This is a genomic window from Streptomyces sp. NPDC001532 (genome assembly GCF_040298625.1).
Taxonomy (GTDB): domain Bacteria; phylum Actinomycetota; class Actinomycetes; order Streptomycetales; family Streptomycetaceae; genus Streptomyces.
The window spans coordinates 351374-374728 of record NZ_JBEPAL010000001.1; the positions used below are offsets into that span (position 1 = coordinate 351374).

Sequence of the window (23355 nt, forward strand, 5' to 3'; positions counted from 1 at the left end):
CTCAGCGCGCGGTGAGCGGCGCCGACGCGTCGAGGCACCAGGCCAGTACGGCGGGCCAGGGGCCGTAGCCGGCGTCGAGGTCGAGGTGGGCGGCGCCGGGGAGGACGTCGGCGGGGATGCCGAGCGGGCCGGCGAAGGCGGTCTCGGCGCCCTCCGGGCAGTACGGGTCGGCGTCGCCGCAGACCAGCCGGGTGGGGGCCGGGAGGGTGAGCCCGTCGAGCGGCGGCGGCGCGAACGCGGCGACCTCGGGGTGGCGCGCGAGCACGGAAGCGGACGGCGGTGCGACGAGCAGCACCCGGTCGACGGCACCGGGCCCGACCGCGCCGCGCGCCACGGCGTGCAGCCACAGCAGGGCCGAGGCGCTGTGCGCGATCACCACGCGGTCGGGGCCGTCGAGGGCGGCGAGGTGGCGGGTGAGTTCGGCGAGCCAGACGTCCAGGTCGGGATCGTCGGCGTCGGGCAGCTGCGGGTAGATGACGGCGTGGCCGTGCTCGGTGAGGCGGTCGGCGAGCCAGTGCTGCCAGTGGTCACGGGGGCGGTGGTTCTGCCAGCCGTGCAGGATGAGACAGGCGGTCATGAAGTGATCGTTTCCGATCGCCGGTCATGCGGTCCAGTTAATCTTTCGCGGTGGAAGAAGTAAGCGGGAACTTCACCATCGATCTGCGCCGGCTCACCGTGCTGCGGGAGCTGGAGCGGCGGGGCAGTCTGGCGCGGACCGCCGAGGCCCTGCATCTGACGCCCTCCGCGGTGTCCCAACAGATCTCCGCGCTGGCCCGGGAGGCGGGCGTGCCGCTCACCGAGCGGGACGGGCGCGGGGTGCGGCTCACCGGGCAGGCCCGGGTGCTGCTGGCGCACGCGGAGCTGATCGCGGCGCAACTGGAGCGGGCGCGCGCGGACTTGGCGGCGTACGGGACGGGCGGCCGGGGCACGGTGACCGTCGGCTGCTTCTCGAGCGCGGTGCTGGGGCTGCTGCCCGGCGCGCTGCGGGCGCTGCGCGAGCGGTTCCCGCGGCTGCGCGTCGACGTCGTGGAGGCGGAGCCGCCGGATGTGTTCACGGACCTCGACGCGGGCCGGATCGACCTGGCCGTCGCCGTGGACTTCGCCGCCGCTCCCCCGCACACCGACCGCCGCTACCGCCGCACCGATCTGTTGACCGACGTGCTGGACCTGGCGGTGCCGACCGGGCACCGGCTGGCCGCGGCCGGGCGGCCGGTGGCGCTGCGGGAGCTGGCCGCCGAGGCGTGGATCGTCGGCGCGGCGCGCAGCTGCTGCGGCGCGGTGGCGCGGTCGGTGTGCGCGGCGGCCGGGTTCACGCCGGACGTGCGGTACGCGGTGGACGACTGGGCTGCGGTGGCGGCGCTCGTCGAGGCCGGGCAGGGCGTGGCGCTGGTCCCGCGGCTGGTCCGCGACGTGTACGCGCACCGCCGGATCGTCCTGCCGCCGATCGAGGGCCCGCCGCCGTCGCGGAACGTCTTCGCGGCCGTACGGGCGGGCGCGGAGGGCGATCCGGTGCTGGCGGCGGTGCGGGAGCAGCTGGCCGCGACCGCCCGTGAGGTCAGCCGATAGCCGCGGCCAGCTTCGCGAACTCCTCGTGGAAGCCGGGGAAGGTCTTGCGGACGCAACCGGGGTCGTCGAAGGAGACGCCCGGCGCGCGCAGGCCGGTCACCGCGAAGGACATCACCATGCGGTGGTCGCCGTGCGAGCGGATCTCGACGCCGGCGGCGGGCGTCCCGGGGTGGATCTCGATCCAGTCGGGGCCGGTCTCCACCGGCACTCCGAGCCGTCGCAGGTTCTCCGCGCAGGCCTCCAGCCGGTCGCACTCCTTCACCCGGGTGTTGGCGACGTCCTCGATGCGCACGGGGCCGGTGGCGAACGGCGCGATCGCGGCGAGGGTCGGCATGGTGTCGGAGATGTCCCGCATGTTGACCGTGAGGCCGCGCAGGGCGCCGGTGCCGCGCACCGTCGTGCGGTCCGCGCCGATGTCGACGTGCGCGCCCATCCGGCGCAGGACGTCCACGAAGCCCAGGTCGCCCTGGAGCGCGCCCGTGCCGAGGCCGGGCACGGTCACCTCGCCGCCGGTGAGCGCGGCGGCGGCGAAGAAGTAGCTGGCGGTGGAGGCGTCCGGTTCGACGGCGTAGGTGGTGGCGCGGTAGCCGCCGGGCGGGACGAGGAAGGCGTTGCCCTCCCGGCGCACCTGGACGCCGAAGGAGCGCATCATCGCGAGGGTGATCTCGACGTACGGCACCGAGACCAGGTCCGTGACGTCGATGCGCAGGCCGGTCCGGGTGAGGGGGCCGAGCAGCAGCAGCGCCGTCAGGTACTGGGAGGACTGCCCGGCGTCCAGGGTCACCCGGCCGCCCTCCACGCCCGCCGCCTCGACGGTCAGCGGATGGTGGCCCTCGGTCTGTTCGTGGCGCAGTTTCACGCCGAGGTCGCGCAGGGCGCGGGTGAGCGGCAGCAGCGGGCGGCGGCGCATCTGCTCGGAGGCGTCGAAGCGGTAGGTGCCGTGGCCGGCGGCGGCGAGGGTGGGCAGGAAGCGGGCGGTCGTCGCGCCGTCGCGGCAGTAGACGTCGGCCTCCGCCACAGCGGGGCCCTCGGGGCGGCCGTCGACCTGCCAGGAGTCCGGGGTGCGGCCGACGCGATAGCCGAGCCGCACCAGACCTTCGGCGAACCCCTCGGTGTCGTCCGACCGCAGGGGCCGTACGAGGGTGGTGACGCCGTCGGCTGCCGCCGCGAGGAAGAGGGCGCGGGCGGTGATGGACTTGGAACCGGGGATGTCGACTACGGGCATGCCCTCATGATCTGCCGACGGCCGTCTCGCGCGCCGGGACGTCCACGGGATGGACCGCCCGCGTCGCGGCGGCGCGGCGCCGTGGCGCCCAGGAGGCCAGGGCCACCCCGCCCACCAGCAGCACGGCCGCGCACCAGCGCAGCGGGCTCACCGGCTCGCCCAGCAGCAGGGCCGCCGAGGACATCCCGAAGACCGGGACGAGCAGGGAGAACGGGGCGACCGTGGAGGCGGGGTGGCGGCGCAGCAGCCAGCCCCAGGCGCCGAAGCCGAAGACGGTGGTGACCCAGGCGACGTAGAGGACCGTGCCGGCGCCCTGCCAGTCGAGGGCGCGCAGCGCGGCCAGGTCCCGGGAGGGGCCCTCCAGCAGCAGGGACAGGGCGAGCAGCGGCAGCACCGGGACGGTGCTGACCCACACCATGAAGTTCAGGGCGTCCGGGGGTGCCGCCTTGCGGGTGAGGGCGTTGGAGGCGCCCCAGCAGGCGGCCGCCGCGATCACCAGGGCGAACGGCAGCAGCGGTCCTGAGGCGCCCTCGTCGACGGCGGCGACGGCGATCCCGGCGAGCGCGACGGCCATGCCGAGCAGGCCGGTGCGGGTGGGGCGCTCGCCGAGGGCGGCGAAGGCGATCAGGGCGGTGAAGACGGCCTGGATCTGGAGGACCAGCGAGGAGAGGCCGGCGGGCATGCCCGCGTCCATGCCGACGAAGAGCAGCCCGAACTTGGCGACGCCCAGCACCAGTCCGACGGCGACGATCCACTTCCAGGCCACCTTGGGCCGGCCGACCAGGAGGACGGCGGGGACGGCGGCGGCGAGGAACCGCAGGGCGGAGAAGAGCAGCGGCGGGAAGTGGCCGAGGCCGATCTCGATGACGGTGAAGTTGACGCCCCAGACGGCGGCGACGAGGACGGCGAGGGCGAGGTGGGCGGGGCGCATACGGTCGAGGATCACCGCCGCGACCGTGAAGCACCAGCGATGATCGCTGCACGGTCGGATGAAGCGATACTGAATCCGGTACTGCCGTCCGGCGACCGGAGAGGCCCCATGCTCGATCTGCAACGTCTGCGCGCCCTGCACGCCGTCTCGGTGCACGGCTCGGTCGGTGCCGCCGCGGCCGCCCTCGGCTTCACCCCGTCCGCCGTCTCCCAGCAGATCGCCAAGCTGGAGCGGGAGACCCGCACGACCCTGCTGGAACGCGCGGGGCGCGGGGTGCGGCTGACCGCCGAGGCCCGGCAACTCGTGGTCACCGCCGAGCGGTTGCTGGCGATCGTGGAGCGCGCCGAGGCCGAGCTGGAGCAGCGGCGCGGCGTCCCGGCCGGGCGGCTGACAGTGGCCGCGTTCCCCTCGGCGGCGCGCGGCCTGCTGCCCGGCGTCCTGGCCGACCTGGCGGTACGCCACCCCGGCCTGGACGCCCGGCTCAGCGAGGTCGACCCGCATCTGTCGGTGGGGATGGTGGCCAAGGGCGCGGTCGATCTGGCGGTGGTGCACGACTGGGACATCGCGCCGCTGCCGGTGCCGCCGGGCGTCGAGCAGGCGGTGATCGGCGACGACCCGTGCACGCTGCTGGTGCCGCGGGGCCACGCCTTCGCCGGGCGGGAGCGGGTGCGGCGGGCGGAGCTGGGCGGCCAGCGGTGGGTGTGCCAGCCACCGGGGCGGGTCTGCCACGACTGGCTGACGCGGACCCTGCGCGCCGCCGGGCACGAGCCGGACATCGTCCACCAGGCCGACGAGAATCCGACCCTGGTGGCCCTGGTCGCCGCCGGGCTGGGCATCGCGCTGATCCCCCGGCTGGGCCGGGGCGCGCTGCCGGCCGAGGTGGTGGAGGTGCCGCTCGATCCGACGCCGGTGCGGCGGCTGTACGCGCTGTGGCGGTCCGGGTCGGCGGGGCGGCCGGCGATCGAGGAGACGGTGCGCACGCTGTGCGCGCACTGGCCCGACCCGGCGCCGCAGCCGTCCCGTTGACCCCTGCGGCACCGACTTCGCCGGATCGGCGGCCTTCCGGGAACCCGCCCCGAGCCCCCTTCGTCCAACCGCCGGACTGCCGGAGAGTCTCCGTGGGTGCGGTGTCGGCCTCGCCGCTGGCTGCGACCGCCGACCACCCTCTCCGCCGTACCGCGGCCGGCAGCATGCCGCCATCGGCGCGCCCCCCTCCAATGCGCCGGTGGCGGCCCCTCGCTGGGTACTGTGCTTTCCCTTGACTGGCAGAAACTTCCCGGATATTGGTGACCTCTTGGAAGTTTCCTTCAGCGGACCTCCTCCGGAAGGAGCGCACGTGCACCACACCAGCACGGCAAGCACCGGGAACACCGCGAGGCCCTCCAGACGCACGGTCCTCGCTGCCACCGCCGGCGTCACCGCCGCTCTCACCGTCGGCGGCCCGGCCCATGCGCACAGCGACGACAGGCTGCGCGGCCTCATCTCCCGGATGACCCTGGAGGAGAAGGTCGGGCAGCTCTTCGTCTCCCGGGCCTACGGCCACTCCGCCACCGCCCCCGACCAGGCCGACATCGACGCCAACCTCAGGGAGTTCGGCGTCCGCACCGCCGCCGAGCTGGTCGCCAGGTACCGCCTGGGCGGCGTCATCTACTTCGCCTGGGCGCACAACACGCGCAGCCCCCGGCAGATCGCCGACCTCTCCGACGGCCTCCAGCGCACCGCGCTGGCCCTGCCGCGCGGCCTGCCCCTGCTGCTCTCCACCGACCAGGAGCACGGCATCGTCGCCCGCATCGGCAAGCCCGCCACGCTGTTCCCGGGCGCGATGGCGGTCGGCGCGGGCGGCTCGCGCCGCGACGCCCGCCTGCTCGGCCGGATCGCGGGCCGGGAGCTGCGCGCGCTGGGCGTCCGGCAGGACTACGCGCCGGTCGCCGATGTGAACGTCAACCCGGCCAACCCGGTGATCGGGGTGCGCTCGTTCGGCTCCGACCCGCGGGCGGTGGCGGAGCTGGTCGCGGCGGAGGTCGGCGGCTACCAGCGGTCGGGGGTTGCGGCGACCGCCAAGCACTTCCCCGGGCACGGCGACACCGAGACCGACAGCCACTACGGCTTCCCGGTCATCCGGCACACCCGCGAGCAGTGGGAGACGCTGGACGCGCCGCCGTTCCGCGCCGCGATCGAGGCCGGCATCGACTCCATCATGACCGCGCACATCCTGGTCCCCGCCCTCGACGACTCCGGCGACCCGGCGACCCTGTCCCGGCCCATCCTCACCGGCATCCTGCGCGAACAGCTCGGCTTCGACGGGGTGGTGGTCACCGACGCGCTCGACATGGCGGGCGTACGGCAGAAGTACGGCGACGACCGGGTGCCGGTGCTGGCGCTGAAGGCGGGGGTGGACCAGCTGCTCAACGCGCCCAAGCTGGACCTCGCCTGGAACGCCGTGCTGAAGGCGGTCCAGGACGGGGAGCTGACGGAGGAACGGCTGGAGGAATCGATCCTGCGGGTGCTGCGGCTGAAGGCGAAGCTGGGCCTGCTGGACGACCCGTACTCCCGCGGCGACGCCGTCGACCGCGTGGTGGGCACGGCCGCCCATCTCGCGGCGGCCGACCGGATCGCCGAACGGACGACGACGCTGCTGGTCAACGAGGACGCGCTGCTGCCGCTGAGCCCGCGCGAGCGGCCCCGGCTGCTGGTGGTCGGCGCCGACCCGGCCTCCCCGTCCGCCACCACCGGGCCGCCGACCGGCGTGCTGGCCTCGGCACTGACCGAACTGGGCTTCACGGCGACCGCGCTGTCCACCGGCACCGCTCCGTCCGCCGCGGTGATCGAGCGGGCCGTCGCGGCGGCCGCGGAGGCGGACGCGATCGTGGTCGGCACGTACAACGTCACCGCCGCCGGCGCCCAGCGGACGCTGGTGCAGCGGCTGCTGGCGACCGGCCGGCCGGTGGTGGCGGTGGCCCTGCGCAACCCCTACGACGTGGCCCAGCTGCCCGGTGTGCGCGCCTGCCTCGCGGCCTACTCCTGGACGGACGTCGAGGTGCGGGCGGCGGCGCGGGTGATCGCCGGGGCGGCCGAGCCGCGCGGGAAGCTGCCGGTGCCGGTGCCGCGGGCGGACGATCCGGCCCAGGTGCTGTACCCCGTCGGGCACGGGTTGTCGTACTAGTCGGACACCGGTTGCGGTCCTGGACGTACAACACCTACGTCACACACCTGGCGCAACACCCCCGTTCGTCGCAAAGCACCCTGCGTGTCTGGCGTGTGCACGCCGCGGCGGGTCACGCTGGACGGGGGTTGGGGGGATGGACATGGGTGGAAGACGTGCCGTGCGCCGGGCCGCACCGGCCCTGCTGGTCGCGGTGCTGACGGCCTGCCAGGGACCGCTCCCGGCCGCGGACGACGACACCGGCGCCCCGGCGGCGGGCTCCGCCGCACCGGCGGCCGGAGTGCGGCCCTCGGGGTACGGGGTGACGTTCCTGGGCGTCGGCGAGTGCAGTTCGTTCGGCACGACCAGCTTCACCGAGGTGTCGTGCGGCAGCGAGCGGGCCGCGGCCCGGGTCGTCGCCCGGCACGACGGCACGGTGGGCGACGGGCCGCCGTGCCCCGCCACCACCGACTTCGTGCTGCACATCAGCGAACAGCGGCCCGCCTCCGACGAGGACGGCGACGGCGCGGTCCCGCAGGGCTACGCCTGCATGCGGTCCCTCCAGCCGCCGCACCCGGGCGATCCCGGCGGTGGCGGCGGCCCGCGCACCGTCGTCGGCGACTGCGTCTACGGCTCCGGCGACGGCGAGGTCCGCGAGACGCGGTGCGACGGCGAGGGCGGGACCGCGCCCGAGTACGAGGTGACGAAGGCGGTCGGCGAACGCGCGGACTGCCCGCCGTCGACCGCGCTCTACGTGCAGTTGGGCGGGGAGAACCCGGTGGGCTGTGCCCGCCCCCTGTGATGCACGGGAGCGGGCACAGCGCCGGGTCACGGACGCAGCGTCCGCTCCGCGCCCCTCTTGTCCAGCTTGGCGTCGAACGCCGCCAGCGGCTTCGCCTTCGAGGCGTCGTCCAGCACGGCGGCCGGGGCGACCCCGGCCCACTCCAGGATCCTGGCCGTGGCCAGCGCCTTCTCGTCCTCGGCCAGACCGGCCACGCGGGCGCCGTGGTTGGCGCCGGGAGCGGTGAGGACGTAGGAGTCGCGGGCGCCCTTGCCGAGGTGGAACGGTTCGGCGCCCCACGGGTCGTTCTCGCCGTAGACGAAGAGCATCCGGGTGGCGTTGTGGCGGACCCAGGTGTCGACGTCCCGCATCACGCCCGGCTGGAACCGCATCTCGATGTCGCGGGGGACGAAGTAGCGCGGCGGAAGGTAGCCGTAGCGGACGTACTTCTTCTCGATGTGCGGGAAGTGGATCGTGGGCGCGCCGAGCTGGGTGCCCGCCTGGTAGTAGTACGGCGTGTACGGCTCCAGGCCCTGGTCGGTGTAGAAGGAGAACCCGGCGATGGTGTCGATGGAGGTCCACAGCTCGTCGTCCGTCGCGTTCTTCGCGTCGGCCGGGATGGTGTCGCAGTCCGCCAGCAGGCTGTACTGCCAGAAGCCCCAGACGTAGTCGAGCACGGTCGCCTCGTACGCCTTGTCGAGGCTGCCGACGGTGTCGAAGGTGTAGCCGTTGTCCGCCGCGTACTTCGCGTACCGCTCCTCAAGGGCCTCGCGCCGCACCAGCGCCTCGCGCTGCACGCCGTTCAGCCGGTCGCGGCACTCCTGGGTGCCGACGGTGGCGAAGAACCGGTCGTAGGCGGAGTCCTCCTTGTTCACCACGTCGTTGGGGGCGACGTAGGCGACGACGCCGTCCATGTCACGCGGGTAGAAGCGCTCGTAGTAGGTGGCGGTCATGCCGCCCTTGGAGCCGCCGGTGGACAGCCACTTCTTGTCGTAGAGCGGCTTGAGCGCCTTGAAGATGCGGTGCTGGTCGCTGGCCGCCTGCCAGATGTCCAGCTTGGTCCAGTCGGCCGGGGCCGGCCGGGACGGCGTGAAGTACCGGTACTCCATGGAGACCTGGTTGCCGTCCACGATCTGGGTCGGCTCGCGGCGGCTGGGCGTCGTGGAGACGTTGTAGCCGCCGGTGTAGAAGACCGTCGGCCGGGAGACGTCCTTGTGCAGCACGGTGATCCGCTGCTGGAACGTGCCCGCGGAGGGCCTGCGGTGGTCGACCGGCTGGGTGTAGTTCAGGACGAAGAAGCGGTAGCCGGGGTACGGCTTCTCCTCGACCAGGCTCATCCCCGGCACGGAGAGCAGCCTCTCCTTGATGTCCGTGGAGCCGTCGGCCTCCGGCTGGACGGCGGTGGCCGTCCCCGCCGTGCTCAGCGTGCCTATGAGCACCGTGAGCGCGAGCAGCCATCTGAGCGCCTTGCGCATGCACCCTCCCCTGTGAGAACAGATGTGCGCCGGAAGCTATCGGAGCAACACCGCTCGCACCAGGGGGAGTTCGATATCGGCCACGGTGGCGTGCCGGTTCAGCAGAGGATCCAGCCGGAACTGACCGAGCCGCGCCCCACCGAGCCGTTCACCCACACACAGCGCTGCCCGGCGTACACCTTCACTCCCGGGGTGTGGTGCCGGTGCCTGCCCTGGTACGGGACGGGCCGGTGGCCGCGCGCCCGCACGCTGACGGACATGGTCCGCCGGGGGCCGGGGTCGGCGGCGTAGGTGGCCGCGCAGACGTAGCCGCCGCTCTTGTAGACGTGCACCGAACCGGTGGGGAACGGCAGCGTCCTGACCTTGCGGCCCGGGCAGGGCGCGGCCGCCGCGTGCGCCTCGGCGGGCGCGGCGAGCGCGAACAGCGCGGAGACGGTCAGTACGGACAGACCGAGCGCCAGCCGGCGCCGTATCGCACCCGAGTCCACAGTCGTCCCCTCCCGCGCCGCGCCCCTCGGCAGATCGACGTACGGAAGTACGGACGCGCGGCGTACGCCGGATGGTTGCGCGGTTCCGGTCAGCCGGCGACCGTGGCCTCCTCCTCGGGCGCCCCGACGAAGGTCCGCCACAGCTCGGCGTAGCGTCCGCCGCGCGCCAGCAGCTCGTCGTGGGTGCCGTCCTCGGCGACCCGGCCGTGGTCCATGACCACCACCCGGTCGGCGCGGGCGGCCGTGGTCAGGCGGTGCGCGACCACCAGGGTGGTGCGGCGGCCCGCGAGCCGGTCGGTGGCCTGGTTGACCTGGGCCTCGGTGGCCAGGTCCAGGGCGGCCGTGGCCTCGTCGAGGAGCAGGATGTCCGGGTCGACCAGCTCGGCGCGGGCCAGCGCGATCAGCTGGCGCTGCCCGGCGGAGAGGTTGCGGCCGCGCTCGGCGACCTCGTGGAGGTAGCCGCCCTCCAGGCGCGCGATCATCTCGTGCGCGCCGACCGCGCGGGCCGCGGCCTCCACCTGGGCGTCGGTGGCGTTCGGGCGGCCGTAGGCGATGGCGTCGCGGACGGTGCCCGGGAAGAGGTACGCCTCCTGCGGGACGACGCCGAGCCGGTGCCGGTAGGAGGTGAGGTCGAGGGCGCGCAGATCGGTGCCGTCGACGGTGACCCGGCCGCCGGTCGGGTCGTAGAACCGGGCCACCAGCTTCACCAGCGTCGACTTGCCCGCGCCGGTCTCGCCGACGAACGCCACCGTCTGCCCGGCGGGGATGCGCAGGTCGATGCCGGTCAGGGCCTCCTCCTCGGCGCCGTAGGCGAAGCTGACGTCCTCGAAGGCGATCTCGCCGCGCAGCGAGAGCACGTCGAGGGGCTCGTCGGCGGAGCCGGTGGAGGTGGGCTCGCGGAGCAGTTCCTGGATGCGGCCCAGCGACACGGTGGCCTGCTGGTAGCCGTCGAAGACCTGGGAGAGCTGCTGCACCGGCGCGAAGAACAGGTCGATGTAGAGCAGGTAGGCGACCAGCGCGCCGGTGGTGAGGGTGGCCGCGTCGACCCGCCCCGCGCCCACGGCGAGCACCGCGGCCGCCGCGACCGACGACAGGAACTGCACGAACGGGAAGTACACGGAGATCAGCCACTGGCCGCGGATGCGGGCCTGCCGGTAGCTGTCGCTGCGCTCGGCGAACCGCCTGCCGCCGTCCCGCTCCCGCCCGAACGCCTGCACGATCCGCAGCCCGGCGACGGTCTCCTGGAGGTCGGCGTTGACCCCGGACACCCGCTCACGGGCGAGTTCGTACGCCTTCACGCTGGACCGGCGGAAGAAGAAGGTGGCCACGATCAGCGGCGGCAGCGTCGCGAACACCACCAGTGCCAGCTCCACGTCGATCACCAGCAGGGCGCCCATGATCCCGAAGAAGGTGACGACCGAGACGAACGCGGTGACCAGGCCCGTCTGGAGGAACGTCGACAGCGCGTCGACGTCCGTGGTCATCCGGGTCATGATCCGGCCGGTCAGCTCGCGCTCGTAGTAGTCGAGCCCGAGCCGCTGGAGCTGGGCGAAGATCTTCAGCCGCAGCGAGTACAGCACCCGCTCGCCGGTCCGGCCGGTCATCCGGATCTCGCCGACCTGCGCCACCCACTGGGCGAGCACCGCGGCCAGCGCGAGCAGCGAGGCCGCCCACACCGCGCCGAGGGCCATCTCGGAGACACCGCTGTCGATGCCGTGCCGGATCAGGACGGGCAGCAGCAGCCCCATGCCGGCGTCGACCGCGACCAGGGCGAGGCTGACCAGCAGCGGCAGCCCGAAGCCGCCGAGCAGCCGCTTCAGGCCGTACGACTCCTCCGGCCGCACCGCCCGCGCCTCGTCGACGTCCGGGACGTCGGTGGCCGGGGGCAGCGCGTCGACCTGGGCCAGCAGCTCCGGGGTGGCCGGGGTGCCGGCCAGGGCCGTGTCCTTCGGCTCGCGGTCGCCGGTCCACAGCCTGGGGGTGACGCCGCGCTCGGCGTCGAACTCGGCGTCCAGCTCCTCGCGGACGGAGGTGTCCTCGTCCCGCACGGCGGCCTTCGGGGCGTGGCCCGGCGAGACGCCGCCCAGCTCGTCCGGGTCGGTGAGCAGCCTGCGGTACAGGGCCGAGCGCTTCTGGAGTTCGTCGTGGGTGCCGAGGTCGGCGAGCCGGCCGCCGTCGAGGATGGCGATGCGGTCGGCGAGGTTGAGGGTGGAGCGGCGGTGCGCGATGAGCAGGGTGGTGCGGCCCTCCATCACCTGCTTCAGCGCCTCGTGGATCTCGTGCTCCACGCGCGCGTCCACGGCGGAGGTGGCGTCGTCGAGGACCAGCAGCCGCGGGTCGGTGAGGATCGCGCGGGCGAGCGCGACGCGCTGGCGCTGGCCGCCGGAGAGGGTGAGGCCGTGCTCGCCGACGACGGTGTCGTAGCCGTCGGGCAGCTCGGCGATGAAGCCGTCGGCCTGGGCGGCGCGGGCGGCCTTCGCGATCTCCTCGTCGGTGGCGTCCGGGCGGCCGTAGGCGATGTTGGCGCGGACGGTGTCGGAGAAGAGGAAGGAGTCCTCGGGGACCAGGCCGATCGCGGCGCGCAGCGAGTCCAGGGTCAGCTCGCGCACGTCGTGGCCGCCGATCAGCACCGCGCCGCGGGTGACGTCGTAGAAGCGCGGGAGCAGCAGGGAGACGGTGGACTTGCCGGAGCCGGAGGAGCCGACGACGGCGAGGGTCTCGCCGGGGCGGATCTCGAAGGAGAGGCCGTCGAGGACCGGCCGGCCGGGGTCGTAGCCGAAGGCGACGTCGTCGAACTCGACGGTCGCGGGAGCGTCGGCGGGCAGTTCCTTGGTGCCGTCGGTGAGCGTCGGCTCGGTGTCGATCAGCTCCAGGACGCGTTCGGTGCCGGCCCGGGCCTGCTGGGCGACGGTGAGGACCATGGCGAGCATCCGGACCGGGCCGACGAGCTGGGCGAGGTAGGTGGAGAAGGCGACGAAGGTGCCGAGGGTGACGTCGCCGCGCACGGCCAGCCAGCCGCCGAGCGCCAGCATGGCGACCTGGCCGAGGGCGGGGACGGCCTGGAGGGCGGGGGTGTACGTGGAGTTCAGCCGGATGGTCCGCAGCCGCCCGGCGAACAGCCGCCGGCCGACCTCGCGCAGCTTGCCGGTCTCCTGGTCCTCCTGCCCGAAGCCCTTCACCACGCGGACGCCGCTGACGGCGCCGTCGACCACGCCCGCGACGGCGGCGGCCTGGGCCTGCGCGTACCAGGTGGCGGGGTGCAGCTTGCTGCGGCTGCGCCGGGCGATCCACCACAGGGCGGGCGCGACGGCGAGGGCGACCAGGGTGAGCGGGATCGACAGCCACGCCATGATCACCAGGGAGATCAGGAAGAGCAGGAAGTTCCCGATGGTCATGGGGAGCATGAACAGCAGGCCCTGGATCAGCTGGAGGTCGCTGGTGGCCCGTCCCACGACCTGCCCGGTGGACAGCTCGTCCTGCCGCCGTCCGTCGAGGCGGGTGATGGTGCCGTACATCTCGGTCCGCAGGTCGTGCTGGACGTCGAGGGCGAGGCGGCCGCCGTAGTAGCGGCGGATGTAGGTGAGGACGTAGACGAGCAGGGCGGCGCCGATCAGGGCGCCGGCCCAGGGCGCCATGTCCCGGCTCCGCTCGCCGACGACATCGTCGATGATCACCTTGGTGATCAGCGGTACGACGGCCATGACGGCCATGCCGCCGAGGGAGGAGCCGAGGGCGAGGACGACGTCCTTGGGGTAGCGCCAGGCGTACCCGGCCAGTCTGTGCGCCCATCCCCGTTGCCGTGTCACGCCGGTGCCCTCCGATTTTTCGCCTGATCTTCCGGAAGGCACCAACGCGGACGGAAGCGGATTTCATCCCTCCGCAACACTCGGGGACGGTCGGGGACGGTCTCGGGGCCGGTCTCTGGATGGCCGGGGACGCGGTCAGAGGCGCACGCGGAGGGCGTACAAGCGCGTCGTCTGGGCGGCGTTCTGGTTGTCGTCGCTGGCCAGGAGCACGTCCAGCCGGTCCTTCGTCCGGCCGGTGACCGCCATCGCCTCGATGTTGTCGAGCAGCGGGTTGGGCTGCGGCTGCTTGGCGGTGGCGCCCAGGTCCGGGCAGTCGACGAGATCGGCGAGGAGCGTCTTGCGCATCGGCCGCACGCCGTCCTGGCCGGTCAGATAGGCGATGCCGGCGGTGTCCGTGGCGTGGCGCGGGTCGGCGACATAGAGGCGGACGGTGTTGCCGACGCCTGAGGTGAAGCCGCGCTCCAGGACGAGGAGGCGGCCGTCCGGGATCGCGGTGATCTCCGGGACGCCGAGACCGGGGTCGGCCCGGTAGGCGTACTGGGCGGACAGGCCGAAGCGGCCGTCCGCGGCCCGCCGCCAGGTCTGCACGCGGACGGTGCCCGCGCTGTCGCCGGACAGGGCGTACTCCATGGACGCGGCGAGGGTACGGCCGCCGCGGAACAGCGTCAGCCCTTCGAAGGTGCCGTTGACGGCGGCCCGGCCGGCCGGGGCGACGCGCAGGGCGTCCGGCACCGGCAGGCGGTCGAGGACGCGGCCGTCGCGGGAGTACCGGCGCACCGAGGGCTCGGTCTCCGAGGAGACCAGGTAGGTGCCGTCGCGGTCCACGACCAGCCCCTCGGAGTCCAGCGCGGCTCCGCTCTCGTCGGCGAGCTGCCGCACCGCGCGCGGCTGGAGCGTACGGCGGTCGAGCGAGAACAGCGCCGACCGGTCGGACACGGCCGCGAACGAGCCGTCCCGGTCCACGGCCAGCGCCGAGAAGTTGCCGACGAAGGTGCCCTGGTACGTCGTCTTGTCGAGCGCGTCGGAGAAGCGTTCGACGGCGACGGTGGACGAACAGGCGTTCGCGGGAGGGGCGGCTTGCGCGGGAGGAGCGGTTCTCGCGGCGGCCGGTCCGGCGGCGGTCAGACAGGTGGCCGCCGCGAGCCCGGCGGTGACGGTGGCGAGTACGGTTCGCAGACGCATGGGCGCCACCGTAGGGCGGGGCGGTGACGGCCGGGAGTCGGCCCGGTGAAGCGTCAGCCGGTCCGGACCGCGGCCAGGTCCCGGTGGATGGCCTTGGCCACGCCCTGGATGGTGGTGATGCCGTAGTTCATCGTGCTGTTGCCATGGGTGAGCACGGTGATCGTGTAGTCGTGGCCGCCGCCCTTGAAGGCGCCCACGCTGTGCACCCGCCAGCCGTGCGTCGCACGGGACAGCCAGCCGTTCTTGACGGCGACGGAGACGCCGGCGGGCGCGCCGTACGGGGTGCCCCAGCGCTGCGAGGAGACCACCTGGCTCATCAGCCGCTGGATGTACAGGCGGGACTTGTCGTGGAGGACCGTGTTCTTCACTGTCACGAGCCGCAGCAGCCGCTGTTCGTCGGTCACCGTGATCTGCGTCAGCCCCCAGTAGCCGTCCGCGCCGGGCCTGGTCTGGGTCATGCCGGCGGCGGCCAGGAAGCCCTTGATCTTCGTCATGCCGAGCTGCTTCCACAGCGTGCTGGTCGCCGCGTTGTCCGACTTGGTGATCATGGCGGTGGCGAGCGAGTTCTCGCGTTCGGTGAGGAACCGGCCCTGCTTGCGCGCGTCCCACAGCAGCGCGGCCAGCACGGTCACCTTGACGACGCTGGCGGAGTCGTAGGCGGTGGTGGGACGCAGGGTGCAGGTGGTGCCGGTCGTACGGTCGTGGAGGCCGACGGCGACCGTGCCCTGGCGGCCCGCGAGCGCGGCGGTGATGTCCTTCCGCAGCTGCTCGGCGAGGCCCGGCGTGCCGGACGTGCAGGTGACGGTGGGGGTGGCGGCCGCGGCGGGGGAGGCGGCCGCCACCACCGGTATGAGGATGCCCGCGGCGGCGGCCGTGCCGATCAGGCGGGCGTGGCGGGATCTGCCGTGCGTCATGGGGGTTCCCCGTCCGCTGGGAGTCAGTAGGGATGCGCGAAGGTTGACTCGCGGTGGGGGCGCACGGTTGTACGGGTGTTCCGCGGCTCACGGTCACGGGTAGGGAGAGCCCCGGGAGGGGTGGCGATGGGGCAGAGCCAACGGGACGTCGCGGAGCTGTGCGGGCGCTTGTACGCCACGCTGGGCGCGCTGGAGCGGATCGGCACCGGAACCGACGGCCTGGGCCGGCCGGGCGCGGCGCACCGGGTGGTCACCAACGGGCCCCGGGACAAGTTCCAGCGGCTGCTGCGCCAGGTCGGTGAGCATCTGCACGCGGCCAAGGCCTGGCAGAACGAGGCCCGGGCGGCGGCGGCCACCGAGCTGTTCCAGGCCATCCCCGGTTTCCTGCCGTCCGGCGGCATCCCGACCGGCAACTTCGGCGAGGCGGAGCAGGAGGCCTTCGACCGGGGCCGCGAGGCCCAGCGGAGCGCGTACGAGGAGAAGTTCGGCGGCCTGCTGAGCTGACCCGGCCCGCGCGACCGGGCGCGGACACCGCGCGTTCACAGGAAAGCGCCAGCCACGGCACAGCCCGCACCCACGCCGGACCGGCACGCTGCGCTGGTGACATCTGCCACCGATCCCCTCCCCCGCGAGTCCGCACGCGAGTCCGCCCGCGAGTCCTCACCTGAGGAGAAGGCACCGCGCTGGTCGCTTCCCGTATTCATCGGGATCCTGGCCCTGGCCGCGGCGCTGTACTCCTGGAACCTCTCCGCGTCCGGCCTCAACAGCTACTACAGCGCCGCCGTGCTGAGCGGCACCCAGAGCTGGAAGGCCTGGTTCTTCGGCTCGCTGGACGCGGGCAACTTCCTCACCGTCGACAAACCACCGCTCGCGCTGATGGTCATGGGCCTGTCGTGCCGGCTCCTCGGCTACGGCACCTGGCAGATGATGGCGCCGATGGTGGTCGCCGCGCTCGCCACCATCTGGATCCTGCACTCCGGCGTGAAGCGGGTGTGGGGCCACGGCGCCGCGGCCGTCGCCGCGCTGGTGCTGACGCTGACCCCGATCACGGTGGCCATCAACCGGGACAACAACCCGGACACCCTGTTGGTGCTGCTGATGACCGGCGGCGCGGCGCTCGCCCTGCGCGCGGTGCGCGACGGCAGGCTGCTGCCGCTGCTCGGCTCGGCGGCGTGCTTCGGGCTCGCCTTCAACACCAAGATGCTCCAGGGGTACATCGCACTGCCCGCCGTGTTCGCCGTGTACCTGTACGCGGCCCGGCCGGCGCTGCCGCGGCGGATCGTGAACCTGCTGCTCGCGGCCGTGGCCCTGGCGGTGTCCAGCTTCTGGTGGGCGGCCGCCGTCTCCCTCGTGCCCGCCTCGCGGCGGCCGTACATCGGCGGCTCCACGGACGGCACCGCCTGGGACCTGATCATGGGCTACAACGGGCTGGGCCGGATCCTCGGCGGCGAGGGCAACGGCGGTGGCGGCGGAGGCGGCGGTTTCTCCGGGACCGCCGGGATCGGCCGGATGTTCAACGACGTCCTCGGCGGCCAGATCTCCTGGCTGCTGCCCTTCGCGGGCATCGCCCTCGTCGCCGGCCTGGTGCTGTGCGGGCGGGCCCCGCGCACCGACCTCACGCGGGCGGCACTGGTGCTGTGGGGCGGCTGGACGCTGCTGCACCTGCTGACGTTCAGCTTCGCCGAGGGCACCATGCACCCATACTACACGACCGCCCTCGCGCCCGGCATCGCGGCGCTGTGCGCGGGCGGCGGCGTGATGCTGCTGCGCGCCTTCCGGGCCGACCGGCGCTGGGTGTGGGTGCTGCCGCTCGCTCTCGGCGTCACCGGGGTCTGGGCGGTCGTCCTGCTGCGGCGGGCCTCCGGCTGGAACACCTGGCTGTGGCCGGCCGTCGCCGTCGTCATGGCGCTGGCCGTCGCGGGTCTGCTGCTGTCCCGCTCCGGGCACCGCGCCCGGCTGCTGGCGGCCTCCGTCGCGGCGGCGGTCGTCGCGTCCGTCGCGGGCCCGGCCGCCTACGCCTGGTCCGTGCCGGCCGGTTCGGGCGGCGGCATGAGCGGTACGAACCCTACGGCCGGACCGACGACCGGGAGCGGCTTCGGCGGCGGGCCCGGCGGGAACCGGGGTGCGGGCGGCGAGGGCGGCGGGATGCCCGGGGGCACCGGTGGCGGTGAGATGCCCGAGGGGCAGGCGCCCGGCGGCGGTGAGACGCCGGAAGGCCAGATACCGGAAGGCCGGATGCCGGGCGGTGGTGAGATGCCCGGCGGTCAGGCGCCCGGCGAGGACGCCGCGCAGGGCGGGTCGGGCTCCGGCCCCGGTGCGGGCGGCATGCGTGGCGGCATGGGCGGCGGCGTCGACACCGAACTGATCGCGTATCTGAAGAAGCACCAGGACGGCGCCCGCTGGCTTCTCGCCGTGGCCAACTCGCAGAGCGCCGCGCAGCTCATCCTCAGCAGCGGTGAGCCCGTCATCTCGATGTGGGGCTGGTCCGGCAGCGATCAGGCGATGACGCTCACCCGCCTCAAGGAGCTGGTGAAGAGCGGCGAGCTGCACTACGTCCAGCTCGGGGGTGGCATGGGCGGCGGTTCGAGCCTCAGCACCGAGATCACCGCCTGGGTGCAGGAGCACGGCACGGCGGTGCGGGCCGCCGACTACGGCTCGGGGTCCACCTCCTCATCGGACAGCGGTCAGTCGTCGGACACCGGCCAGTCGTCGGTCTACCGCCTGGACCCGTCGGACGTCGGCTGACCGTCCGGCACAGCGGTCGACGGCCCCCGGCCTTCCGGTCGGGGGCAGTCTCGCCGTGCCAACTCGCGTGGACACGGGCTGATTTGCACGTTGAGGTCACCTGATGGACACGCGCATTCCATTTACAGCGCCGCATGTCCATGCCACGCTCCCGGGTGCCGCCTTCATTCAACCCGCGTAGATGGGACACCCCACATGCCGGCGACACTCCACAGCCGCTGGAAGTCAGTGGCGCTGACCACGGCCGCCGTCCTGGTCGGCCTCACGACTCCCGCCCTCACCGCGACCCCCGCCGCGGCGACCACCACCGCGTACGACACGACGTACTACAAGAACGCGGTCGGCAAGACGGGCACCAGCCTGAAGTCCTCGCTGCACACCATCGTCAGCAGCCAGACCAAGCTGTCGTACTCGGCGCTCTGGGAGGCGCTGAAGGTCACCGACCAGGACCCGAACAACAGCGCCAACGTGAGGCTGCTGTACTCCGGCATCTCCCGGAGCAAGTCGCTCAACGGCGGCAGCAGCGGCAACTGGAACCGCGAGCACGTCTGGGCCCAGTCGCACGGCGACTTCGGCACCTCCACGGGCCCCGGCACCGACCTGCACCACATCCGCCCGGAGGACGTGACGGTCAACGCCGTCCGCGGCAACCTGGACTTCGACAACGGCGGCAGCGGCTTCACCAACAGCGGCGGCAGCCTCGTCGACTCCAACTCCTTCGAGCCGCGCGACGCGGTCAAGGGCGACGTCGCCCGCATGATCCTCTACATGGCCGTCCGCTACGAGGGCGACGACGGCTGGCCCGACCTGGAGCCCAACGACCTGGTCACCAACGGCGGCACCCGCTACCACGGCCGCCTGTCGGTCCTGAAGCAGTGGAACGACGAGGACCCGCCGGACGCCTTCGAGGAGCGCCGCAACCAGGTCATCTACGACACCTACCAGAAGAACCGCAACCCGTTCATCGACCACCCGGAGTGGGTCGAGGCGATCTGGTAGGCCGCCCCGGGAGCGCGCGGACCGGTGTTCCGCGCGCTCCGCAGCGGAGCGGACGTCAGGCGTCGAACCCGTACTCCAGCACGTACGCCGACGCGTCGAGCACCATCTCGTTCACCTCGACGGCGTTGCCCTGCGCGTCGAACGCGGTCCGGGCCACGAGCATCACCGGCACCCCGGCCGGCAGTTCCAGCCGCTCGGCCTCGTCCTGGCCGGGCATACGGGAGCGCACCTCCTCGCGGAACCGGGCAGGGCCGTGGCCCAGTTCGGCCAGCCTCGCGTACGTGCCTCCGGGGCCCGTGTCCGGTTGCGTGATCCGCGTGCCGGCGACGAGGCCGGCCGGCAGATAGGACGTCGACAGCAGCACCGGCTTGCCTTCGAGGACGAACCTGCGCCGGCGCACGCAGACGCGCGCGTCCTCCTCCAAGTCCAGAACCGAGGCCACCGGTCCCGGCGCCTGACCCTCGGTCACCTCGACCGAGTCGACGACCAGATCGCGGCCCCCGATGTCGGCCGCCCACACGGAACGGCCCTCGCCCCACTGCGCGCGTGCGAGGCGTTCGATGCCGCGACGCCTGATGGGCCTGAAGTCCCGGACGAAGACGCCGGCCCCCTTGCGCGCTTCGGCGATGCCCTCCGCCTGGAGAACCGCGAGGGCCTGGCGGGCCGTCATCCGGGCCACCGCGTACTCGGCCATGAGGTCGTTCTCACCGGGCAGCCGGTCCCCCGCGCCGTACCGCCCGGCCCCGATGGCCTCGCGCAGCTCCCCCGCGATCCGCTGGTACTTGGGCTGCCGCCCCGACTCCCGGCTGCTCATCCCGACCTCTTCCGTCGATCATCTCTAGACATCCTAGGGATCAGACGTCACGCGCCCCAGTCGAGCGCAGAGACGATTCGAGCAAACTCGGAGACATCTCTAGAGATGTGTTGCGACGACTCACGGCCAGGCGCTTCAATATGGACATCTCTAGAGATGCCCAGGTTTCACGTGCTGGTACCGAAGGTCCCTGTGTCCGATCGAGAAGTGCAGTGGCGCTTACCCCACAGCCCCCACAGCCCCCGCAGCGCCGGACGCGCCCGCGCGCTCCTCCGCCCGCTGCTCGTCGAGTGGGCGATCGGCGGGGAGGCCGCCGACACCGCTGAGCTTCTGCTGTCCGAACTGATGAGCAACGCCGTTCGGCACGCCCGCAGCCCCGCCGGCCGCCAGATCGGGGTGCGCATCGCCCGGTACGACGGATACCTGCGGGTGGAGGTCGCCGACGCGAACAGCGCGCGGCCGGAGCCTCGGCAGGCCGGTTCCGGTGACGAGGAGGGCCGAGGTCTGGCCATCATCGCCGCTCTCGCCGCACGCTGGGGGTGCTGTCCCCGTCCACACGGCATCGGCAAGGCCACTTGGGCGGAAGTCGCGGTTCCGGCCGCCGCTCAGCCCAGATGCGTAGGCGCGAACATCCGCAGTACCGCCGGGAGTACGACCACTGACGGCCCCGGTGCCGCCAGTGCCTTCGCCAGGTCCGTCTCCAGCGTCTCCGGGGTCGTCCGGACGCCCGGCACACCGAAGGACTCCGCCAGCGCCACATAGTCCGGCCCGGTCAGCTCGGTCCCCGTGGCCCGGCCGAACGCGTCGGTCATGTACTCGCGGAGGATGCCGTAGCCGCCGTCGTCGACGATCAGCCAGGTGACGTTCAGGTCGTACTGGCGGGCCGTCGCCAGTTCGGCGACGGAGTACAGGGCGCCGCCGTCGCCGGACACCGCGAGGACCGGTGCCGTCGGGTCGGCCACCGCCGCGCCGAGGGCGGCCGGGAAGCCGTAGCCGAGGCCGCCGGCGCCCTGGGCGGAGTGCATCCGGTTGGGGCCCTTGGCGTCGAAGGCCGACCAGGCCCAGTAGGCCAGGATCGTCATGTCCCAGAAGGACGGGGCGCCGGCGGGCAGGGCGCGCCGCACCGAGGCCAGCACCCGCTGCTCCAGGTCGAGGTCCTGGGCGGCGATGCGCTCGCGCACCCGGTCCAGCAGCTCGGCCGTCCGCTGCTCGGCGGTGGGGTCGGTGCGCTCCTCGACCGTCTCCAGCAGCGCCTGGAGGGCGAGGCGGGCGTCCGCGTGGATGCCCAGCGCCGGGTGGTTGGACTCCAGCTTGCCGAGGTCGGCCTCGATCTGGACGATCCGGCCGCGCGGCGCGAACGTGTGGTAGTTCGAGGAGAGTTCGCCGAGTCCGGAGCCCACCACCAGCAGGACGTCCGCGTCCTCCAGGAAGTCGGTGGTGTGCCGGTCCTCCAGCCAGGACTGGAGCGAGAGCGGGTGCTCCCAGGGGAAGGCGCCCTTGCCGCCGGGGGTGGTGACGACCGGGGCCCGGAGCTTCTCCGCCAGCTGCCGCAGCTTCTTCGAGGCGTCCGCGCGGATCACTCCGCCGCCCGCGATGATCGCCGGGCGGGCGGCGTTCGACAGGAGGTGGGCGGCGACGGCGGTGAGTTCCGGGCGGGGCGGCAGTTCCTCGGGGAAGGCGTCGCCGCCTGTCACCACCGGGATCATCGTCTCGGCGAGCAGCACGTCCTGCGGGATCTCCACCCACACCGGCCCGTGCGGGGCGCTCAGCGCCGACTTCCAGGCCGCCTCGATCGCGGAGGGGATCTGCGACTGCGTGCGGACCGTGTGCACCGACTTGACCACGCCGCGGAACGAGGCGGCCTGGTCGGGCAGTTCGTGCAGATAGCCGTGGCGGCCGCCGCCGAGGCCGGCCGTCGGGACCTGGCTGGCGATCGCCAGCACGGGCGCCGAGGCCGCCGCCGCCTCCTGGAGCGCGGCCAGCGAGGTCAGCGCGCCGGGGCCGGTGGAGAGCAGCAGCGGGGCCGCCTCGCCGGTGATCCGGCCGTAGGCGTCGGCCGCGAACCCGGCGTTGTTCTCGACGCGCAGGCCGATGTACCGCAGGTCGGAGCGGCGCAGCGCGTCGAACATGCCGAGGGCGTGCTGGCCGGGCAGGCCGAAGACGGTGGTCGCGCCCAGCCCGGCCAGGGTCTCCACGACCAGGTCTCCGCCGGTGCGGCCGGGGGGAGGGTTCAGCGCGGCCTCCGTCTGGGCGGCCGTCGGACGAAGCTCCAGGTCGTGGTCGTGGGTCACTTGCCCTCGTTCTCCTTGCGGGCCGCCGCGATCTGGCGGGACATGATGGTGGTCAGCTCGTACGCGGTGTGGGAGGCCGCCACCGACGTGATCTCCGCGTGGTCGTACGCGGGGGCCACCTCGACGACGTCCGCCGACACCAGGTTGCACGATGCCAGGCCGCGCAGGATCTCCAGGAGCTCCCGGGAGGTCATGCCGCCGGCCTCGGGGGTGCCGGTGCCGGGGGCGTGGGCCGGGTCCAGGCAGTCGATGTCGATGGAGATGTACAGCGGGCGGTCGCCGATGCGCCGGCGCAGCTGGTCGGCGATCTCGTCGGCGCCCCGGCGGTAGACGTCGGCGGAGGTGACGATGCCGAAGCCCATCTTCTCGTCGTCGGTGAGGTCCTGCTTGCCGTAGAGCGGGCCGCGGGTGCCGACGTGGGACAGCGCCTCGGTGTCGAGGATGCCCTCCTCCACCGCGCGGCGGAACGGGGTGCCGTGGGTGTACTCGGCGCCGAAGTAGGTGTCCCAGGTGTCGAGGTGGGCGTCGAAGTGGAGCAGGGCGACCGGGCCGTGCTTCTTGGCGACGCTCCTGAGGAGGGGCAGCGCGATGGTGTGGTCGCCGCCGAGGGTCATCAGGCGGGCGCCGGTGCCGAGCAGGTCGTCGGCGGCGGCCTCGACGGTCTCGACGGCCTCGTTGATGTTGAACGGGTTGACGGCGATGTCACCGCCGTCGGCGACCTGGGCGAGGGCGAAGGGGGAGGCGTCCTGCGCCGGGTTGTACGGCCGCAGCAGCCGGGAGGCCTCGCGGATGGCGTTGCCGCCGAAGCGGGCGCCCGGCCGGTAGGAGACGCCCGAGTCGAAGGGGACGCCGATCACGGCGACGTCGGCGGTGCCGACCTCGTCGAGGCGCGGCAGCCGGGCGAAGGTGGCGGGACCGGCGTACCGCGGGACGCGGGAGGAGTCGATCGGGCCGCGGGGCGTCTCGTTGCTGCTCATGGGGGGTGCCTTCCTTCTC

At 73.4% G+C, this 23355-nt stretch carries 18 protein-coding genes and 1 pseudogene; 8 read left to right on the forward strand and 11 right to left on the reverse strand.

What is annotated here, in order from left to right; genetic code table 11:
- Window position 1 precedes the first annotated feature (1 nt).
- On the reverse strand, window positions 2-577 hold the full coding sequence (locus ABT232_RS01575; RefSeq protein WP_351834273.1) for an RBBP9/YdeN family alpha/beta hydrolase: 576 nt from the start codon (window positions 575-577) through the stop codon (window positions 2-4).
- A 50-nt stretch (window positions 578-627) separates the two neighbouring features.
- Between ABT232_RS01575 and ABT232_RS01580 the strand changes: the two genes are divergently transcribed.
- Window positions 628-1566 carry a LysR family transcriptional regulator gene (locus ABT232_RS01580; protein ID WP_351834276.1) on the forward strand — a complete coding sequence of 313 codons (939 nt, stop codon included), beginning with the start codon at window positions 628-630 and terminating at the stop codon, window positions 1564-1566.
- On the opposite strand, the gene aroA is transcribed toward ABT232_RS01580, so the two are convergent.
- Both aroA and ABT232_RS01590 read right to left on the reverse strand, forming a co-directional pair.
- Window positions 1556-2791 (reverse strand): 3-phosphoshikimate 1-carboxyvinyltransferase, encoded by a 1236-nt coding sequence (gene aroA, locus ABT232_RS01585; protein ID WP_351834279.1) that lies wholly within the window; start codon window positions 2789-2791, stop codon window positions 1556-1558. The genes ABT232_RS01580 and aroA overlap by 11 nt on opposite strands.
- Window positions 2792-2795: 4 nt before the next feature.
- The gene (locus ABT232_RS01590) at window positions 2796-3722 is read right to left on the reverse strand and encodes an EamA family transporter (RefSeq protein ID WP_351834789.1); all 927 of its coding nucleotides are present in this window, start codon (window positions 3720-3722) and stop codon (window positions 2796-2798) included.
- Between the two features lie 108 nt (window positions 3723-3830).
- Here ABT232_RS01590 and ABT232_RS01595 point away from each other — a divergent pair, with 108 nt between their 5' ends.
- From ABT232_RS01595 to ABT232_RS01605, 3 genes are all read left to right on the forward strand, one after another.
- Window positions 3831-4748 carry a LysR family transcriptional regulator gene (locus tag ABT232_RS01595; protein WP_351834282.1) on the forward strand — a complete coding sequence of 306 codons (918 nt, stop codon included), beginning with the start codon at window positions 3831-3833 and terminating at the stop codon, window positions 4746-4748.
- 310 nt (window positions 4749-5058) lie between these two features.
- Window positions 5059-6885 carry a glycoside hydrolase family 3 protein gene (locus ABT232_RS01600; protein ID WP_351834283.1) on the forward strand — a complete coding sequence of 609 codons (1827 nt, stop codon included), beginning with the start codon at window positions 5059-5061 and terminating at the stop codon, window positions 6883-6885.
- Window positions 6886-7027: 142 nt separating this feature from the next.
- Window positions 7028-7666, forward strand: a complete 639-nt coding sequence (locus tag ABT232_RS01605) for a hypothetical protein (RefSeq protein ID WP_351834285.1) — start codon at window positions 7028-7030, stop codon at window positions 7664-7666.
- A 26-nt stretch (window positions 7667-7692) separates the two neighbouring features.
- Here ABT232_RS01605 and ABT232_RS01610 read toward each other — a convergent pair whose 3' ends face one another.
- The 5 genes from ABT232_RS01610 to ABT232_RS01630 all read right to left on the reverse strand — a co-directional run bounded on the left by ABT232_RS01610 (window position 7693) and on the right by ABT232_RS01630 (window position 15510).
- Window positions 7693-9120 carry a S28 family serine protease gene (locus tag ABT232_RS01610; RefSeq protein ID WP_351834287.1) on the reverse strand — a complete coding sequence of 476 codons (1428 nt, stop codon included), beginning with the start codon at window positions 9118-9120 and terminating at the stop codon, window positions 7693-7695.
- Window positions 9121-9218: 98 nt separating this feature from the next.
- Window positions 9219-9608, reverse strand: a complete 390-nt coding sequence (locus ABT232_RS01615; protein ID WP_351834289.1) for a hypothetical protein — start codon at window positions 9606-9608, stop codon at window positions 9219-9221.
- Between the two features lie 89 nt (window positions 9609-9697).
- Window positions 9698-13414, reverse strand: coding sequence for an ABC transporter ATP-binding protein (locus ABT232_RS01620; RefSeq protein WP_351834292.1), 3717 nt, complete (start codon window positions 13412-13414; stop codon window positions 9698-9700).
- Between the two features lie 135 nt (window positions 13415-13549).
- The gene (locus ABT232_RS01625; protein ID WP_351834293.1) at window positions 13550-14596 is read right to left on the reverse strand and encodes an esterase-like activity of phytase family protein; all 1047 of its coding nucleotides are present in this window, start codon (window positions 14594-14596) and stop codon (window positions 13550-13552) included.
- 53 nt (window positions 14597-14649) lie between these two features.
- Window positions 14650-15510 carry a serine hydrolase gene (locus tag ABT232_RS01630; RefSeq protein ID WP_351834296.1) on the reverse strand — a complete coding sequence of 287 codons (861 nt, stop codon included), beginning with the start codon at window positions 15508-15510 and terminating at the stop codon, window positions 14650-14652.
- Window positions 15511-15636: 126 nt separating this feature from the next.
- Between ABT232_RS01630 and ABT232_RS01635 the strand changes: the two genes are divergently transcribed.
- From ABT232_RS01635 to ABT232_RS01645, 3 genes are all read left to right on the forward strand, one after another.
- Window positions 15637-16014, forward strand: coding sequence for a hypothetical protein (locus ABT232_RS01635; RefSeq protein ID WP_351834297.1), 378 nt, complete (start codon window positions 15637-15639; stop codon window positions 16012-16014).
- A 96-nt stretch (window positions 16015-16110) separates the two neighbouring features.
- The gene (locus ABT232_RS01640) at window positions 16111-18255 is read left to right on the forward strand and encodes an ArnT family glycosyltransferase (protein WP_351834299.1); all 2145 of its coding nucleotides are present in this window, start codon (window positions 16111-16113) and stop codon (window positions 18253-18255) included.
- Between the two features lie 195 nt (window positions 18256-18450).
- Window positions 18451-19254, forward strand: a complete 804-nt coding sequence (locus tag ABT232_RS01645; protein ID WP_351834301.1) for an endonuclease I family protein — start codon at window positions 18451-18453, stop codon at window positions 19252-19254.
- A 55-nt stretch (window positions 19255-19309) separates the two neighbouring features.
- Here ABT232_RS01645 and ABT232_RS01650 read toward each other — a convergent pair whose 3' ends face one another.
- Window positions 19310-20068, reverse strand: a complete 759-nt coding sequence (locus ABT232_RS01650) for a GntR family transcriptional regulator (RefSeq protein WP_351834303.1) — start codon at window positions 20066-20068, stop codon at window positions 19310-19312.
- Between the two features lie 156 nt (window positions 20069-20224).
- Here ABT232_RS01650 and ABT232_RS01655 point away from each other — a divergent pair.
- Window positions 20225-20584: pseudogene (locus tag ABT232_RS01655) on the forward strand (ATP-binding protein); the annotation flags it as partial.
- An 89-nt stretch (window positions 20585-20673) separates the two neighbouring features.
- On the opposite strand, the gene ABT232_RS01660 reads toward ABT232_RS01655, so the two are convergent.
- Window positions 20674-22359 carry a thiamine pyrophosphate-binding protein gene (locus tag ABT232_RS01660; RefSeq protein ID WP_351834304.1) on the reverse strand — a complete coding sequence of 562 codons (1686 nt, stop codon included), beginning with the start codon at window positions 22357-22359 and terminating at the stop codon, window positions 20674-20676.
- Window positions 22356-23336 (reverse strand): agmatinase, encoded by a 981-nt coding sequence (gene speB, locus ABT232_RS01665; protein ID WP_351834307.1) that lies wholly within the window; start codon window positions 23334-23336, stop codon window positions 22356-22358. Before speB ends, ABT232_RS01660 begins: the two co-directional genes overlap by 4 nt.
- Between the last annotated feature and the right edge of the window lie 19 nt (window positions 23337-23355).